The sequence below is a fragment of the Rickettsia endosymbiont of Orchestes rusci genome (assembly GCF_964030945.1).
In the GTDB taxonomy this organism is placed as follows: Bacteria; Pseudomonadota; Alphaproteobacteria; order Rickettsiales; family Rickettsiaceae; genus Rickettsia.
The window spans coordinates 1,033,242-1,048,387 of the sequence record NZ_CAXIQG010000004.1; the positions used below are offsets into that span (position 1 = coordinate 1,033,242).

Here is a 15,146-nt window from a genome sequence, read left to right on the forward strand (position 1 = left end):
TTTTTCCTAGATTGCCGCGTTCTCTTTGGTCGCAGCGTTGTTGCATGGCTCAAATTTTGATGTCATTCCCGCGAAAGCGGGAATCCAGAAAATATTTAAGCGAATTATATAGTAAATTTTTATATAATTTTGTTTATTTTTAAGTGTTTTTCTAGATTCCCGCTTTCGCGGGAAGGCAATGCCCGCGTGGATACCCAAACCGTCATGGCGAGGCGCCTTTTGGCGCCGTGGACATCTAAGTATAAACATATTTTTATACTAAACTTGTTTAGTATTCTAATTAAATCCCTTATATATTCGGGATAGCCTGGATGGCCACAGCCACTCCGCGGCTTCGCCATGAGGGATTTTTATTAATTTCCGATCCACGCAACAATGCTGAGCTAGGAATGACATACTGCTGCTTTTCTCGAGCCATGCAACAACGCCGCCGGATTGCTACGCGGCATGACATAAACCGCAACTCTTCAGGTTATATTTAAGTATATTACATGATAATTAATATAGAACTCATAAAAAATTATAAGGAATGGCAAGGACACAAGTTAATTAACAAGTTTTTAATAAAAAAAATTATTCAAAACGTGTTACGGCGATTTGATGATTTTGCTAACATAAAACAAATTGAATTATCAATCTTATTAACGGATAATTCAAGGATGGCAGACTTAAATACACAATTTCGCAATATAGAGAAAGCTACTAATGTTCTTTCCTTCCCAAATGAAGAATTAGATTGGCGGGACTTACGTTTAAATGAGCCGGTAAATGAAAAACTTACTCTACGGAAAGACATACAGCTAAATTCAGAAAGATTTAGACAAGATGAATTTAATGGTGAGCTAAGCTACCGTACTAGAGTACGTGAGCACAGGCGAATCCAGAAAAATTCGCTTGTATCAAGCTTTATGAATGACGCTATACTTGAATTTCCGGCAAATCTTCCTTATATGTATTTAGGCGATATAGCATTTGGTTATGAAGTAATTTACACGGAAGCGCTAGAGCAAAAAAAAACTTTTGAAAATCATTTTATTCATCTTTTAATACATAGTATTCTACATTTAATAGGATTTGACCATCAAAATGACGAAGAAGCGAATATTATGGAAAATTTAGAAATTAAAATATTAAATTATTTCAATATTTCTTCACCTTATTAATCAAATAAAAAAACATTATGTTTAATACCGATTCCCAAATTAAATTGTACAGGAGTGATTTAATTTGCGAGTGTCCGCAGTCTATATTAATAGGTAAGGAGGCGAGTTTAATTCAAAATCGCTTCTGTATGGTTAATTTTGGAAGTTGGTATAAACCTTCAAAAAAAGAAGATTCTTATGACTAATAAATTAAATCATAGAATTATTTCTAATTCAAAAAAATTGCTATTACCTATTAAATCTTTCTTTGTAAATCTTCTCGCTAGGATAATCGGTAGAGCAAAAATAAAAGATGATTTTTCTATTACTATTAAACAGCTTAGAGTTAATAGTCGAAAAATGACACTAGACGAACGTAATATTTTAACTAATCTTTTAAAATTAGAAGGTAAAACCGTTGAAGATATAATGATTCCGAGATCAGACATTGCCGCAATAAAGCTAACTATAAATTTAGAAGAATTAAGTAAGATTATTAAAACGAAAGTTCCTCATACCAGAACACTCATATATGACGGAACTTTAGATAATATAGTCGGCTTTATTCATATCAAAGATTTATTTAAAGCATTAGTAGTTACTAAACAAAATTTTCAGTTAAAAAAACTAATTCGTAAACATATAATTGCTGCACCTTCCATAAAGTTAATTGATCTGCTTGCTAAAATGCGAAGAGAGCGGACTCATATAGCAATAGTTATAGACGAATATGGCGGTACTGACGGAATGGTGACTATTGAGGATATTATGGAAGCGATAGTAGGCAGAATAGACGATGAACACGATAAGCAATTAGACAGCGATAATTTTGAGATTATTGATAATAACACGATTATCTCAAATGCTCGTGTAGAAGTAGAAGTATTAGAAAAATTAATCGGCGAAAAATTAAAAGAAGATGATGATGAATTTGATACGATAGGGGGTTTGGTACTTACAAAAATCGGTAATGTTCCGTCAATCGGCACTAAAATAAACATCTCGAATAATATTGAAATTGAAGTCATTGATGCAAATCCTAGAACTTTAAAACAAGTTAAGATTAAACTGAAATACGACCTACCCGCTTCCGAATTACCTAGACAAGGTTGAAAAATTATTATATATATACGTGAAGTATACCTATAACATAACGTAACGCCAAACCACTATTGAAAAATAAAATAGCGGCAGCTTTTAAACATATTTGTAAATATAAATGTCAAAAGAATATCTAATCCAGTTTGCGGGAGTCGTGCTTGAACTTTTACCTAATGCAACTTTTAGGGTAAAGCTAGAAAACGATCATTTAATTATTGCTCATACCTCCGGTAGAATGCGTAAAAATCGTATTAGAATATTAGTAGGAGACAAGGTTACCGTTGAAATGACTCCGTACGATTTAACTAAAGGTCGAGTAATTCATCGTAATTAACTCCAACTATGGATAAGTTTTTAAGCTAAAACTTATCCATAGTTCGCGTTAATTAATTATCTACCGCACAAAAAATATGCATATGCGTGAAGTATTTCGAGAATTGGATTTTATTGGCAGGGGTGAGCAAGCGCAGCTTATACTTAATAAGTGCCAAAATATAATAACTTTAATGGGCGAATCCCTGATAAAATGAAAGACCGATTCTTGAAAGACGAGCGGCATAATTTGCCCATCATATTAGCGTCTCAGTCACCTGCTAGGCTTGAGTTACTAAAAAGATTAAAAATTGTTCCAACTCAAATTTTACCTGCCGATATTGATGAATCGCCGCGTTTACGTGAATTACCAAATCATTTAGCTATCAGACTTGCGAAAGAAAAAGCCGTAAAAATTGCTTCGCAAATAGAAGAACCAGCTATTATTATAGCAGCGGATACCGTCGTTGTAGCCGGTAGAAAATTATTACCGAAAGCCGCTACCCATGAAGAAATAAAAGATTGCCTTAATATATTATCAGGAAGACGTCACCGTGTTTATACCGGTTTGTGTGTTATTAAAAAACATCACAATCAAACGACGGTAAGACAAAAAATAGCTCAAACAATCGTTAAATTTAAAAGATTAAGCCGGCAAGAAATTGACTTTTACTGTTCACTTAATGAAGGATTAAATAAGTCAGGCGGATGCGGAATTTCCGGCTATGCGGAAGCTTTTATTCCATTTATTTCAGGCTCTTACTCAAATGTCATGGGGCTGCCTCTATTTGAAACGGTAAATGCTTTAACTTCCTTGGGTTATGTAATAGGTGATTAGAGTCGATTGATTTTGAGCGTGTTAACGCGAATTTAGAATAAGAACTTATCCTAAATTCGGTTCAAAAGCTGAATAATCAAGGGTAAAGGCGGCTTCAAAGATTCGTCATTGCAAGAAGGCGTTGGCGTTGTTGCATGGATGGTTAAAATCGCTTAAAACTTGTCATACCGTGGCTTGACCACGGTATCCAGAAAAAATTAAAAAGCCTGACTGGATGCCGTGGTCAAGCCACGGCATGACACCGAATTGCTTTGCAAAAATATTGAGCCATGCAACAAAGCCGAAGGCGTTTATGCCGATGCAGGGCGGGCAATACGGCTAAATTCAGAAATCTTCAGATAAGATAAATTTAAAGTCGAGCTAAGCTACCGTACTAGAGTAGGTGAGTACAGGCGAATGTCGAAAAATTTGCTTGTATCAAGCGATGACGCTGTACAGCTAAACTAACTATACCTTCCAATATCTTTAATCCTAAAATTTCTTCTTAATAATCTCTGCTACTTTTTTAACTTCATTCAGAGGAGTGTAATTATATTTTTCTAGCGAGGTAGTAAATTTATCAAAAATTTTTGCTATTTTTTGCTCTACCAATTGGTCGATAAAAGCTTGATGTTTTGGAGCTTTAAAGCTAGGAGGACAAAATATATAAAGAGGGTTGCCGCTAGCTACTGCATCGCTGCACATTGAAATCGAATCGGCAGTAGAAACTATATAGGTCGCTTGAGAGAGCATACCTAAATACGGATTAAATTTATTGCTTAAGTTATCTTTATTGTTTAAGTTATCGTTCTCCTTAGGATCGTAAATAATTGTAGAGTCAGGCATCAAGCTTTTAATAATCAGTTTGACCGTGTTTGGCGTACGTCTACTAAAACTAATAAAAAAAGGTAGCTTCCGAACATGATTTACCCTAAATAATAACGATGATAATAGAAAAGCATCCTCATCACTAAATTTATAATATTTATTACCTCCGCCGATAATAACGGCTATAAATTTTTCAAGCTGAGGATAATTTTTATGTAACTCCTCAGCGGCAAGAGGCAGTTTCGGCAAAACGCCGGTAAGTGCTCCCGTGAACCTTATAACATTTGTGGATTCTTGCATTAGAGTATCATGATACGGCAAGATTACGGTATCAAATTCATCGTAAGTAACAGCCGGCTGCATTATTTGAATCAGCTTTATTTTATTATTAGACTTTCTCTTTAAATAAAGCGCCAGCGCTGCCGTCCTTCTTCCGGCAGTAATTATTATATCGGGGAACGGTTTTGCTTCTAAAGATCGTAATAATTTATTTTTGATATGGATAGGTCGCCCTTGAAGAAAATAATTCGGTAATTTGCTAAAATAATTATATTTTAACTCTATTAATTCATATTTCTCTCCTAGTTCTTCCGCTAGGGCTATAGCTTGATTCGTATTACCCGCTCTATTATCACCGAGTACCCAAATATTTATATTTTTCATAGTCATATACTAAATCCTGAAGAGTTGTTATACCGTGGCTTCCGGTATTGTTGCACGGCTAATAATTTACAAATGAAGTCCAGGTAAATTTATTATGTTAGCAAGGCTTATACCCTTATCGCAGGCATTTGCCAATTCCGGCATAATCGGTATTTTATGGATTAAAGGTATATTATATTTCTCTGAGAAATATTTACCACTATTACCGTTAAATATATTTAAAATTTTTCCTGAAGGTGAATCGATTAAGTAACTCATATTTTCAATAATACCCATAATAGATAGGCTCAACTTCCGATATAAATCAATAGAACGAATTACATCTATTTGCGACATTTTTTGCGGAGTAGTGACAATTATAACACCATTTAAGTGATAATTTTCTAAAATACTCAAATGAATATCACCGGTACCGGGGGGCATATCAATAATTAAATAATCGAGATTATCCCATTTAGTTACGGATAATAATTGATAGATAGTTTTGCTAGCCATCGGTCCGCGCCAAATAATTGCGGAATAATCTTTAACAAAAAAGCCGATAGAGATAATTTGAATATTACGCGATATTAAAGGAATTATTCGCTCATTGATTGTTTGCGGCACCTCATTAATACCGAATATCTGCGGAATTGACGGACCGTAAATATCCGCATCGACTATACCGACTCGATGCCCTTCCTTGTTTAATTGCTCGGCAATTAAGGCAGCAACGGTAGATTTACCGACTCCGCCTTTGCCGGAAGCAACTAATATTACTTTTTTTACATTCTCTATAAAATATTTGGCTTTTTGCGGAGAATTTTTTATATTTTGAGGTTTTTTATCCAGGCTTTTGCTACTAGTAAAAATAATTGTTATTTTGCCGATAACGGCAATTTCCCTAAGTTTATCTATCGCCTTAACTTTTATTTCCTGCGCTTCTTCTTGATTTTGTTCAGAGATATCAATTGAAAAACCTATATTTTGATCTTTAATAATTATATTTGATATAATATCGGTTAAGTTAGTGCCGTCTTTAAATATAATATTTTGGATTTTATTAAAAATTTGTTGTTTATGTAAGTCAGTCATATTTTTTTAATCTTATATTTAGTTCATAGCTTGTTGACCTTAATTAGTATAGTATATATAATAATAAAATTCGCGTCCTTAATATATTTCAAATATACAAAAAAATGTTTAACAAAAAATATATTCAAATTTTCAAAAAATCTCCTTGGAAAGATTTTGAAGATAATAATGATAACAACATATTCACAAGACCACGGAAAAATCAATTTGATTTTAATAAATTTCAATTTAAATTTAACTTTAATAATAAAACTATAATTTTAGCCGTATTTGCGCTTTTAGCTCTTTGGTTTGCTTCCGGTATTTATGAAGTAAAAGAAGGAGAGGAAGCGGCAGTAATAAGGTTTGGACGTTTTGTACGCAAAGGATTTCCCGGTCTTAATTACCGATTACCGACGCCGTTTGAAGCGGTAATAATAGAAAAAGTTAATCAATCTCGCAGGATTGAAATCGGTTATCGAACAAGCAATTTAGGTAAAAACAGCAGTGATAATACTAAAAATGTTGCCGGTGAAAGTATTATGCTAACGGGCGATGAAAATATTGTTGCTTTAAATTGTGACGTAATGTGGCATATCAGCGATCTAGAAAAATTTAGCTTTAATATATTAAGACCTGAGGAATCAGTCAAAGCTACCGTTGAAAGTGCCGTTAGGGAAGTGATCGGCAATACTCCTATTTCTTGGGTATTATCCGATCAAAAACAGGAAATTACTTATAAAATTGAGACTTTAGCACAAAAAATCTTAGATAGCTATAATGCGGGCGTTACTATTGAAATGGTACAATTGTTAAAAGCCGAACCGCCGGCCGAGGTAATAGACGCTTATAGAGACGTACAAACATCCAAAGCCGATAAAGAAAGAGAAATAAACCAAGCTCAAGCTTATAATAATAAAATTTTGCCGGAAGCACGTGGGCTTGCCGCAAAAATTTTCCAAGAAGCAGAAGCTTATAAAGCAGAAATAATTTCAAAAGCCGAAGGGGATAGTCAAAGATTTAATGCTATTTATAAGCAATATGCGATGAACAAGCAATTAACTAGAGATCGCTTATACCTAGAAACGGCAGAAGAAGTTTTAACCGGGGCAAATAAAACGATTATCAATAATAATCTTTTACCCCACATTGCTATTAAACCTTCCGGGAATTAAGGCGTTTGTGTATAGGCGGTGTTAGTTTAAGGAGTAAAAACGTAAGCCGTCATTGCGAGGAGGTGTTGTTGCGTGGATACCCAAACCGTCATGGCGAGGTGCCTCTTGGCACCGTGGCAATCCAGTTAAACATATTTTTATACTAAACTTGTTTAGTATTCTAATTAAATCCCGAATGTAATTCAGGATAGCCTGGATGGCCACAGCCACTTCGTGGCTTCGCCATGACGGATTTTTATTAATTTTTTGATCCACGCAACAATGCCTTGCGTGCGGTGTTGTTGCATGGCTCAAATTTTCGATGTCATTCTAGCTAAAGGCAGGAATCCAGAAAAATTATAGTCATCCTGAATTTATTTCAGGATCTACTAAAAAAAGATGCGCAAAACTTGTTCAGCATGACAAAGGCAAAAAAGCCTAGATTCCCGCCTTTAGCTAGAATGACATACGGCACTTTTTTAGAGCCATGCAACGAGACCGGGCAATGCTCATAATGACGGACAGGTACACAGAACTCAAAAAAATAATAAAGAATACTAAAGGAATACTAAATGAAAAAAATTTATTACTTAATTTTTGCGATTATTTGCGGATTAATATTAATTTCTAGCTCGTTATTTTCTGTTGATCAACGTCAATTAGCCGTGGTATTTCAATTCGGTGAAGCGGTAAGAACTATAGAAGCGCCGGGGTTACATATTAAAATTCCGTTTATTCAGGATGTAGAGTTTTTTGATAAGCGTATTTTGGATGTCGAAGTAGAATCAAAGGAACTAACAGCAGCTGATGGAAAAAGGGTTATTGTCGATGCTTATGCCAAATTCCGTATTAACAATCCGGTAATGTTTTACAAAACGGTACATAATTATCAAGGTGTTAAAATAAGACTTACTAGAAATTTAGAGTCCTCAATGCGTAAAGTGATCGGTAAAGTATCCCTAAGTAATCTTCTTACCACAGAGCGCACTAACGTAATGTTTAATATTTTAAATCAAGTAAACGAGGAAGCAAAAAATTTCGGTATTGATGTAATTGACGTCAGAATATTGAGAGCGGATTTACCGAAAGAAAATAGTGCCGCTATTTATCGCCGTATGCAAACTGCTCGTGAAAAAGAGGCTACCCAAATTAGAGCCGAAGGACAAGAGGAAGGTGTGCGTATTCGCTCAAGGGCTGACAAAGAAAGTAAGATATTATTAGCCACGGCTTACAGAGATTCACAAATCATTAAGGGCGAAGGGGATGAGAAAGCCGCGAAAATATATAATGCCGCTTACTCTATCGATCCGGAATTTTACAAATTTTATAAATCACTTATAGTATATAAAAATTCTTTAAAGAAAGAAGATACCTTATTTGTAGTTTCGCCTGACGCGGAACTGCTTAAATATCTTAACTTATCTAAATAAATATTGTGAGTATGTTATACCGTTCATCTTTCAAGAATCGGAAACTGTCACCCCGTGACTTAATCACGGACTCCGGAAAATATCTTAAAAAAGGACTGGATACCGTGGCGGGTTCTCGGTATGACAACTCTTCATTTGTGAGTAATATATCCATCTTTCAAAAATTGTTTTTCAAAAATCGGCAATTAAAATACGTTATCTTTTGTTTAAGTTTGATTCTAAACAGTCACGTATTAGCGGAGAAAAATTCCGAAACGGTAGAAAATGATTTTACTGAAATAAGTTCCGTACCGTTAAAAGTTAACGAATCAGCACGTTATAGCTTTGCCGATATAGTTGAACCGTTAATACCTGCCGTAGTAAATATATCGACTATTGAATATGTAAATAATAAATCCGAATCTAATGATAAAGAGCCTTTACGTGAAAAAAATCCGTTAGATTGGATTAACGAATTTTTAGAACGCCTTAATATCCCTCTTAATTTAGAAGAAGTTGATTCAGCCCCTAAATCGGTTCCTTTGGGTTCCGGTTTTATTATTGATCCTAGCGGTCTGATCGTTACTAACTATCATGTAATTGCCAACGTAAATAAAATTAGCGTTAAGCTAGCCGATAATACCGAGCTATCGGCTAAAATAATAGGTAGCGATACCAAAACCGATTTAGCCCTGTTGAAAGTAGAATTTCCTGACCCGTTACCTTTTGTTGAATTTGGAGATTCAAATAAAGCCAGGGTAGGAGATTGGATTATTGCGATAGGCAATCCTTTCGGCAATCTCGGCGGTACCGTAACTGCCGGTATTATATCGTCAAAAGGTCGAGATATCGATATAGATACCAACAACATAGTAGATAATTTTATTCAAACCGATGCAGCAATTAATAACGGCAATTCAGGCGGTCCGATGTTTAACCTTGAGCAGGAAGTAATAGGAGTAAATACCGCTATTTTCTCACCGCTCGGTACTAATATCGGGATAGGTTTTGCTATTCCTTCCAACACTGCAAAGCCTATTATAGAGAGATTAAAAAAAGACGGCAAAGTTAGCCGCGGACGCCTTGGGATAGTAATTCAAGATTTAACGGATGAAATAGCCGCAGGGCTTGAATTAAAAGATACTAACGGGGTAATAGTTGCAAAAGTACAAGAAAACGGCCCCGGCGATAAGGCCGGTATAAAATCAGGGGACGTAATAATAGAATTTGCCGGTCAAGCGGTTAAGAATACTAGAAAGTTACGAGTAATAGTTGCCGAAACACCGATTGACCAAGAAGTTAAAATTACGATAATACGCGGCGGCAAAAACCTAGAATTAGCAGCTAAGGTTACCGTTGATAACGAAGAAATAATAAAAGAAACAACAGAAGATAGTGATGAAAAAGTTGTTGAAGAAGAAGCAGAAAATAATCTATCCATTGTAAAAAATAATATTACTTTTAGCAATTTAAACGATAAATTAAGAGAACAATTTGCTATTTCTAAAGATAAATCAGGTGTTGTTATTACTAATATCGAGGAAGAACAAAAAGAAAATGCCCAAGAAGGAAACGTTTTTAAAGTCGGTGATTTAATATTAGCCGTTAACCGGGAAAATATCATTGATATTAACGAGTTAGAAAAATTATACGAAGATGCCAAAAATCTAAATAAGATAAATATTTTACTTTTAATTGAAAGAGGCAGTGTTAGTATGTTTATACCTTTGTCGATAAATTAAGAGAATAGCAAAACGTCGTTGTGATGAGGCATTGTTCCACAGATAGGTTAAAGCGTGTTCTATGTCATTCCCGTGAAAACGGGAATCCAGAAAAATTATAGTCATCCTGAATTTATTTCAGTATCTACTAAAAAAAGATGCGAAAAACTTGTTCAGCATGACAAAGGCAAAAAAGCCTGGATTCCCGTTTTCAGGCGTTGTTGCATGGCTACCAGAATCGTCATTGCGAGGAGGCATTTATGCCGACGTGGCAATCAAGTATAAACATATTTTTATACTAAACTTGTTTAGTATTCTAATTAAATCCCTCATTACATTCGGGATAGCCTGGATTGCCGCAGCCACTTCGTGGCTTCGCAATGACGAGTTTTTTATTAATTTTCGAGCCATGCAACAACGCCCCGTTTTCACGGGAATGACATCAAAAACGGAAATAACCTCAAAGTATAATATAAATTTAATGTTAATTAATTATGATAGCAATTTTAAGTTTTTATAGTTTTGTTAATATAGAAGAGCCGGAGTTTTTAATACCCAAGCTTTTACTTATAGGTAAAAGAAAATATGTAAAAGGCACTATTCTTGTATCACACGAAGGCTTTAACGGCTCAATTTCCGGCTCGCCTGCCAATGTTCAAATCGTGCTTGAAGAAATTATAAAATTGACCAAGGCTAAAGACGTTAATACTAAAATAAATTATAGCGATATTCATCCTTTTCAAAAGCTCAAAGTAAAAGTTAAGAAAGAAATTGTGGCTATGGCAGTTGGCAGGCTAAATATAGACGAATTAAAAGGCGAATATATCGATCCTAAAAATTGGGATGATTTTATTACTAAGGAAAATGTTGTAGTAATTGACACGCGCAACGATTACGAAATAGAAGTCGGAAAGTTTAAATCCGCTATTAACCCGCATACGGAAACATTTAAGCAATTTCCGGCATGGGTGGAAAAAAATAAAGATATTCTAGCCGGAAAAAGAATTGCTATGTATTGCACCGGCGGCATTAGATGTGAAAAATCCACTAGCCTATTAAAAAATTTAGGCTTTACCGATGTATATCATTTAAAAGGCGGAATATTACAATATTTGGAAGATACTCAAAATAAAAATAATTTATGGCAAGGAGAGTGTTTTGTTTTCGATGATAGAAGAGCGGTAGCAAGCGACTTAACCCCTGCGGAAGGGCATTGGTTACAGAGAGAATAGACTCGATGAACTTCAAAAATTGATACAGAACTCGTCATTGCGAGGAGGTACGTAGTATCGACGTGGCAATCCAGTGGCGTTGTTGCATGGCTCAAATTTTTGATGTCATTCCTGCGAAAGCGGAGCGTTGTTGCATGGCTACCGGAATCGTCATGGCGAGGCGCCTCTTGGCGCCGTGACCATCTAAGTATAAACATATTTTTATACTAAACTTGTTTAGTATTCTAATCAAATCCCTCATTATATTCGGGATAGCCTGGATGGCCACAGCCACTTCGTGGCTTCGCCATGACGGATTTTTATTATTTTTCGAGCCATGCAACAAAGCCCGAAAGCGGGAATCCAGACTTTCTAACCTTTGTCATGCTGAACTTGGTTCAACATCTCTTAATAGTAGATCCTGAAATAAATTCAGGATGACTATTTTTTTCTGGATTCCCGCTTTTAGCTAGAATGACATACAGCTAAATTCAGAAAGATTTAGACAAGATGAATTTAATGGTGAGCCTGCGCAGCGTACTAGAGTACGTGAGCACAGGCGAATCCAGAAAAATTCGCTTGTATCAAGCTTTATGAATGACGCTATACGGCACTTTTTTAGAGCCATACAACAACGCCGTCGTAGCTCACGGAATGACATCGAAAATTCGAGCCATGCAACAAGACTACAAAGAGTATAATATGACAAAAACAAAGCAAGAAATTTATGATAATAGAACTACTTCACCGCATTTGACTATATACAAACCGCAAATAAGTTCGGTTTTATCAATTATGCATCGTATGACGGGAATAGGCTTATTTTTTGCCTTAGCAATATTGGTATGGTGGTTAATTCTTAGTAAATTCGATAATAGTTATTTACAGCTTGCTAATAGCTGTATTATTAAAATTTGTTTAATACTAGTCAGTTTCACATGGTTTTATCATTTATGTAACGGTATTCGTCATTTATTTTGGGATAGCGGTTATTGTTTTTCGATTAAAGCAATTAATATCACCGGCTGGTGCGTTGTTATAGCTTCAGTAGTAATGACAATATTATTGTGGGTATAAAATGTCGTATAATTTAAAAACAGATATTGCAAAAGCTAAGGGTCTCGGCTCTGCAAAAACCGGCTCACATCATTGGTTAATGCAGAGAATTACCGGTGTGATGTTAGCTTTATGCTCTCTGTGGCTAATATATTTTATATTAATCAATAAAAATAATGATTTAAATATTATTATTGAAGAACTAAAAAAACCTTTTAATTTAGTACCGTTACTAATTATAGTGGTTGCTTCTTTCTATCATGCAATGCTAGGCATGCGAGTAGTCATTGAAGATTATATAAGCTGCGTTAAATTGCGCAGCGTTTTAATCATATTATTACAGCTATTTAGCATTTTAACGATTGTAGCTTTCATTGTCGCATTGTTTTATGGTAATCAATAAATAGTGAGGGAGTAATGCTCTCGGATGTCATTCCCATGAAAATGGGACCGTTGTTGCGTGGAACGTATTTTTGCAAAGCGTTCGGTGTCATGCCGTGGCTTGACCACGGCATCCAGTCTTTCTTATTAAGGTTTTTTCTGGATACCGTGGTCAAGCCACGGTATGACATCCTGACTTATAATAACCTTTATAATCCACGCAACAATACTGAGTTAGAATGACATAAAACAACATATAAGGCGAATATATCAATTCTTAAAAAATTAACTTAATGACAAAATCGTATAATATAATTCATCATAAATTTGACGCGGTAGTGGTCGGTGCCGGCGGAGCGGGTCTTAGGGCGGCTTTCGGCATGGCAAAGGAAGGCTTAAATACCGCGTGCGTTACTAAAGTATTTCCGACTCGCAGCCACACGGTAGCCGCGCAAGGCGGAATTAGTGCCGCCCTTGGGAATATGGGTGCAGATGATTGGCGTTGGCATATGTATGATACGATTAAAGGCTCTGATTGGCTCGGTGATCAGGATGCTATCGAATATATGTGCAAAAATGCCGCCGATGCGATTTTAGAACTTGAGCATTACGGCGTGCCGTTTTCAAGAACTAGCGAGGGTAAAATTTATCAGCGTCCTTTCGGTGGAATGACCACGGAATACGGCAAAGGTAAAGCGGCACAAAGAACTTGCGCTGCTGCGGATCGTACCGGTCATGCTATACTTCATACTTTATATCAGCAATCTCTAAAACATAAAGTACAGTTTTTTGTTGAGTATTTTGCTCTTGATTTGCTAATGGAAAACGGTGAATGCAAGGGTTTAGTGGCGTGGAATCTTGACGACGGCAGCATGCATTGTTTCCATGCTCATACGGTAGTGCTAGCTACCGGCGGCTATGGGCGCGCCTATTTTTCAGCGACTTCCGCCCATACTTGTACCGGCGACGGCGGCGGTATGGCAATCAGAAGCGGCTTGCCGCTCCAGGATATGGAATTTGTGCAATTCCACCCAACCGGTATTTACTCCGCCGGTTGTTTAATTACCGAAGGTGCTAGAGGTGAAGGCGGGTATTTAGTAAATGCCAACGGTGAGAGGTTTATGGAGCGATATGCACCGTCCGCGAAAGACCTTGCTTCAAGGGACGTAGTATCAAGAGCTATGACTATAGAGATTCGCGAAGGTCGAGGAGTCGGCGAACATAAAGATCACGTATTTTTACATTTAAATCATCTATCTCCTGAAATTTTGCATAGCCGTTTGCCCGGCATTTCGGAAACCGCTAAAATTTTTGCCGGCGTTAACGTCAATACCGATCCGATACCGGTTTTACCGACAGTGCATTACAATATGGGCGGCGTGCCGACTAACTATCACGGTCAAGTAATAATTAAAGACGGGGAAAATAAAGACCAAGGAAGGCATAATAAAATTGTTAACGGCTTGATGGCTATCGGCGAAGCAGCTTGTGTATCGGTACACGGAGCAAATCGCTTGGGGTCAAATTCTTTGCTTGATTTAGTAGTGTTCGGGAGAAGCGCAGCTTTAAAAGCGGCGGAGATTATTAAGCCGGGTACGCCGCATAAACCGCTTACAGATGGAATATTAGAAAAAATAATAAATAGATTTGATAAAATTCGGCATAGCAACGGCGCTACTCCGGTTGCCGCATTAAGGCTTAAAATGCAAAGAACTATGCAAAGCCATGCCTCGGTATTCAGAACTCAAGAGGTTCTGGATGAGGGAGTGCAAATGATTGATCAAGCAAGGGCGCAATACGCTGATATTACAGTTAATGATAAATCTTTAATTTGGAATAGTGATTTAGTAGAGGCTCTAGAGTTAGATAATCTACTTGATCAAGCAGCAATTACCGTACATTCTGCCGCCAATAGAAAAGAAAGCCGAGGCGCACATGCAAGGGAAGATTATCCCGATCGTAACGACGCCGATTGGATGAAACATACGCTTGCGTGGATTGATGAACACGGGAAGATAGTGATTGACTATAAACCGGTAACCCTTACTAGTTTAACGGATGAAGTAAAGCCTGTTCCCCCGGCAAAAAGAGTATATTAGAATATAAATATTTCCTTCCATGCCGTCCGCCTTTATATACCTTGTTGCGTGGCTCGATAAAAGCAGCGGGAATCTAGAAAATATTTAAGCGAATTATTTTTGTTTATTTTAAGTGTTTTTTCTAGATTCCCGCTTTTAGCTAGAATGACATCGAAAATTTAAGCCATGCAACAACGCCTTTTTATTATCAACTATGGAT

The 15,146-nt window shown here is 36.3% G+C and carries 20 protein-coding genes and 1 pseudogene; 14 read left to right on the forward strand and 7 right to left on the reverse strand.

Translation table 11 applies throughout. The features are described from left to right. Positions 1-6: 6 nt before the first annotated feature. On the reverse strand, positions 7-249 hold the full coding sequence (locus tag AAHM91_RS09580; protein ID WP_342270629.1) for a hypothetical protein: 243 nt from the start codon (positions 247-249) through the stop codon (positions 7-9). A gap of 40 nt (positions 250-289) precedes the next feature. Beyond that, the gene (locus AAHM91_RS09585; RefSeq protein ID WP_342270630.1) at positions 290-418 is read right to left on the reverse strand and encodes a hypothetical protein; all 129 of its coding nucleotides are present in this window, start codon (positions 416-418) and stop codon (positions 290-292) included. A gap of 76 nt (positions 419-494) precedes the next feature. On the opposite strand from AAHM91_RS09585, the gene ybeY reads away from it, so the two are divergent. The 5 genes and pseudogenes from ybeY to AAHM91_RS09610 all read left to right on the forward strand — a co-directional run bounded on the left by ybeY (position 495) and on the right by AAHM91_RS09610 (position 3,735). Then, on the forward strand, positions 495-1,163 hold the full coding sequence (ybeY, locus tag AAHM91_RS09590) for an rRNA maturation RNase YbeY (RefSeq protein ID WP_410526096.1): 669 nt from the start codon (positions 495-497) through the stop codon (positions 1,161-1,163). A 128-nt stretch (positions 1,164-1,291) separates the two neighbouring features. Continuing rightward, a pseudogene (locus AAHM91_RS09595) lies at positions 1,292-2,255 on the forward strand (hemolysin family protein). 106 nt (positions 2,256-2,361) lie between these two features. Beyond that, a complete protein-coding gene (infA, locus tag AAHM91_RS09600; RefSeq protein WP_342270631.1) occupies positions 2,362-2,577 on the forward strand; it encodes a translation initiation factor IF-1 in 216 nt (71 codons plus the stop codon). A gap of 207 nt (positions 2,578-2,784) precedes the next feature. Beyond that, complete coding sequence (locus tag AAHM91_RS09605) at positions 2,785-3,393, forward strand: Maf family protein (protein ID WP_253310074.1); 609 nt, start codon at positions 2,785-2,787, stop codon at positions 3,391-3,393. Between the two features lie 219 nt (positions 3,394-3,612). After that, on the forward strand, positions 3,613-3,735 hold the full coding sequence (locus tag AAHM91_RS09610; protein WP_342270632.1) for a hypothetical protein: 123 nt from the start codon (positions 3,613-3,615) through the stop codon (positions 3,733-3,735). Positions 3,736-3,864: 129 nt separating this feature from the next. Here AAHM91_RS09610 and AAHM91_RS09615 read toward each other — a convergent pair whose 3' ends face one another. Together AAHM91_RS09615 and AAHM91_RS09620 are read right to left on the reverse strand one after the other, a co-directional pair. Then, complete coding sequence (locus tag AAHM91_RS09615) at positions 3,865-4,854, reverse strand: mitochondrial fission ELM1 family protein (RefSeq protein WP_253310075.1); 990 nt, start codon at positions 4,852-4,854, stop codon at positions 3,865-3,867. A 75-nt stretch (positions 4,855-4,929) separates the two neighbouring features. Continuing rightward, positions 4,930-5,937, reverse strand: a complete 1,008-nt coding sequence (locus AAHM91_RS09620; protein WP_342270633.1) for an Mrp/NBP35 family ATP-binding protein — start codon at positions 5,935-5,937, stop codon at positions 4,930-4,932. A gap of 104 nt (positions 5,938-6,041) precedes the next feature. Between AAHM91_RS09620 and hflK the strand changes: the two genes are divergently transcribed. Then, positions 6,042-7,091: an FtsH protease activity modulator HflK gene (gene hflK, locus AAHM91_RS09625; protein ID WP_342270634.1), complete on the forward strand. Its 1,050-nt coding sequence runs from the start codon at positions 6,042-6,044 to the stop codon at positions 7,089-7,091. A gap of 21 nt (positions 7,092-7,112) precedes the next feature. On the opposite strand, the gene AAHM91_RS09630 is transcribed toward hflK, so the two are convergent. After that, a complete protein-coding gene (locus AAHM91_RS09630; RefSeq protein WP_342270635.1) occupies positions 7,113-7,346 on the reverse strand; it encodes a hypothetical protein in 234 nt (77 codons plus the stop codon). A 296-nt stretch (positions 7,347-7,642) separates the two neighbouring features. Between AAHM91_RS09630 and hflC the strand changes: the two genes are divergently transcribed. From hflC to AAHM91_RS09645, 3 genes are all read left to right on the forward strand, one after another. Further along, positions 7,643-8,500: a protease modulator HflC gene (gene hflC / locus AAHM91_RS09635; protein ID WP_341793549.1), complete on the forward strand. Its 858-nt coding sequence runs from the start codon at positions 7,643-7,645 to the stop codon at positions 8,498-8,500. A gap of 164 nt (positions 8,501-8,664) precedes the next feature. Continuing rightward, complete coding sequence (locus tag AAHM91_RS09640; protein WP_342270636.1) at positions 8,665-10,221, forward strand: Do family serine endopeptidase; 1,557 nt, start codon at positions 8,665-8,667, stop codon at positions 10,219-10,221. A gap of 54 nt (positions 10,222-10,275) precedes the next feature. Next, on the forward strand, positions 10,276-10,485 hold the full coding sequence (locus AAHM91_RS09645) for a hypothetical protein (RefSeq protein WP_341793548.1): 210 nt from the start codon (positions 10,276-10,278) through the stop codon (positions 10,483-10,485). Here the strand turns inward: AAHM91_RS09645 and AAHM91_RS09650 are convergent. Beyond that, positions 10,459-10,611, reverse strand: a complete 153-nt coding sequence (locus AAHM91_RS09650; protein ID WP_341793547.1) for a hypothetical protein — start codon at positions 10,609-10,611, stop codon at positions 10,459-10,461. The two genes, AAHM91_RS09645 and AAHM91_RS09650, sit on opposite strands and share 27 nt — an antisense overlap. Before the next feature lie 83 nt (positions 10,612-10,694). On the opposite strand from AAHM91_RS09650, the gene trhO reads away from it, so the two are divergent. After that, entirely contained in the window at positions 10,695-11,432 is a 738-nt protein-coding gene (trhO, locus tag AAHM91_RS09655; RefSeq protein ID WP_253308135.1) for an oxygen-dependent tRNA uridine(34) hydroxylase TrhO, read from the forward strand. Between the two features lie 91 nt (positions 11,433-11,523). Here the strand turns inward: trhO and AAHM91_RS09660 are convergent, their stop codons facing one another. After that, positions 11,524-11,754 (reverse strand): hypothetical protein, encoded by a 231-nt coding sequence (locus AAHM91_RS09660; protein ID WP_341793546.1) that lies wholly within the window; start codon positions 11,752-11,754, stop codon positions 11,524-11,526. 359 nt (positions 11,755-12,113) lie between these two features. Between AAHM91_RS09660 and sdhC the strand changes: the two genes are divergently transcribed. Genes sdhC through sdhA form a run of 4 tightly spaced genes read left to right on the forward strand, consistent with a single transcriptional unit; the run spans position 12,114 to position 14,947 of the window. Continuing rightward, positions 12,114-12,488, forward strand: coding sequence for a succinate dehydrogenase, cytochrome b556 subunit (sdhC, locus tag AAHM91_RS09670; protein WP_342270769.1), 375 nt, complete (start codon positions 12,114-12,116; stop codon positions 12,486-12,488). A 1-nt stretch (position 12,489) separates the two neighbouring features. Further along, positions 12,490-12,870: a succinate dehydrogenase, hydrophobic membrane anchor protein gene (gene sdhD, locus AAHM91_RS09675; protein ID WP_341793545.1), complete on the forward strand. Its 381-nt coding sequence runs from the start codon at positions 12,490-12,492 to the stop codon at positions 12,868-12,870. A 53-nt stretch (positions 12,871-12,923) separates the two neighbouring features. Continuing rightward, the gene (locus tag AAHM91_RS09680) at positions 12,924-13,091 is read left to right on the forward strand and encodes a palindromic element RPE4 domain-containing protein (RefSeq protein WP_342257153.1); all 168 of its coding nucleotides are present in this window, start codon (positions 12,924-12,926) and stop codon (positions 13,089-13,091) included. Positions 13,092-13,141: 50 nt separating this feature from the next. Further along, entirely contained in the window at positions 13,142-14,947 is a 1,806-nt protein-coding gene (sdhA, locus tag AAHM91_RS09685) for a succinate dehydrogenase flavoprotein subunit (protein ID WP_342270637.1), read from the forward strand. The last annotated feature ends 199 nt before the right edge of the window (positions 14,948-15,146 follow it).

What these genes read in the sequence shown, in the direction of transcription:
- AAHM91_RS09580 (WP_342270629.1), bottom strand. Translation starts at nt 249, where the DNA reads ATGTTTATACTTAGATGTCCACGGCGCCAAAAGGCGCCTCGCCATGAC.
- AAHM91_RS09585 (WP_342270630.1), bottom strand. Translation starts at nt 418, where the DNA reads ATGGCTCGAGAAAAGCAGCAGTATGTCATTCCTAGCTCAGCATTGTTG.
- infA (WP_342270631.1), top strand. Translation starts at nt 2,362, where the DNA reads ATGTCAAAAGAATATCTAATCCAGTTTGCGGGAGTCGTGCTTGAACTT.
- AAHM91_RS09620 (WP_342270633.1), bottom strand. Translation starts at nt 5,937, where the DNA reads ATGACTGACTTACATAAACAACAAATTTTTAATAAAATCCAAAATATT.
- hflK (WP_342270634.1), top strand. Translation starts at nt 6,042, where the DNA reads ATGTTTAACAAAAAATATATTCAAATTTTCAAAAAATCTCCTTGGAAA.
- hflC (WP_341793549.1), top strand. Translation starts at nt 7,643, where the DNA reads ATGAAAAAAATTTATTACTTAATTTTTGCGATTATTTGCGGATTAATA.
- AAHM91_RS09650 (WP_341793547.1), bottom strand. Translation starts at nt 10,611, where the DNA reads ATGGCTCGAAAATTAATAAAAAACTCGTCATTGCGAAGCCACGAAGTG.
- trhO (WP_253308135.1), top strand. Translation starts at nt 10,695, where the DNA reads ATGATAGCAATTTTAAGTTTTTATAGTTTTGTTAATATAGAAGAGCCG.
- sdhC (WP_342270769.1), top strand. Translation starts at nt 12,114, where the DNA reads ATGACAAAAACAAAGCAAGAAATTTATGATAATAGAACTACTTCACCG.
- sdhD (WP_341793545.1), top strand. Translation starts at nt 12,490, where the DNA reads ATGTCGTATAATTTAAAAACAGATATTGCAAAAGCTAAGGGTCTCGGC.
- sdhA (WP_342270637.1), top strand. Translation starts at nt 13,142, where the DNA reads ATGACAAAATCGTATAATATAATTCATCATAAATTTGACGCGGTAGTG.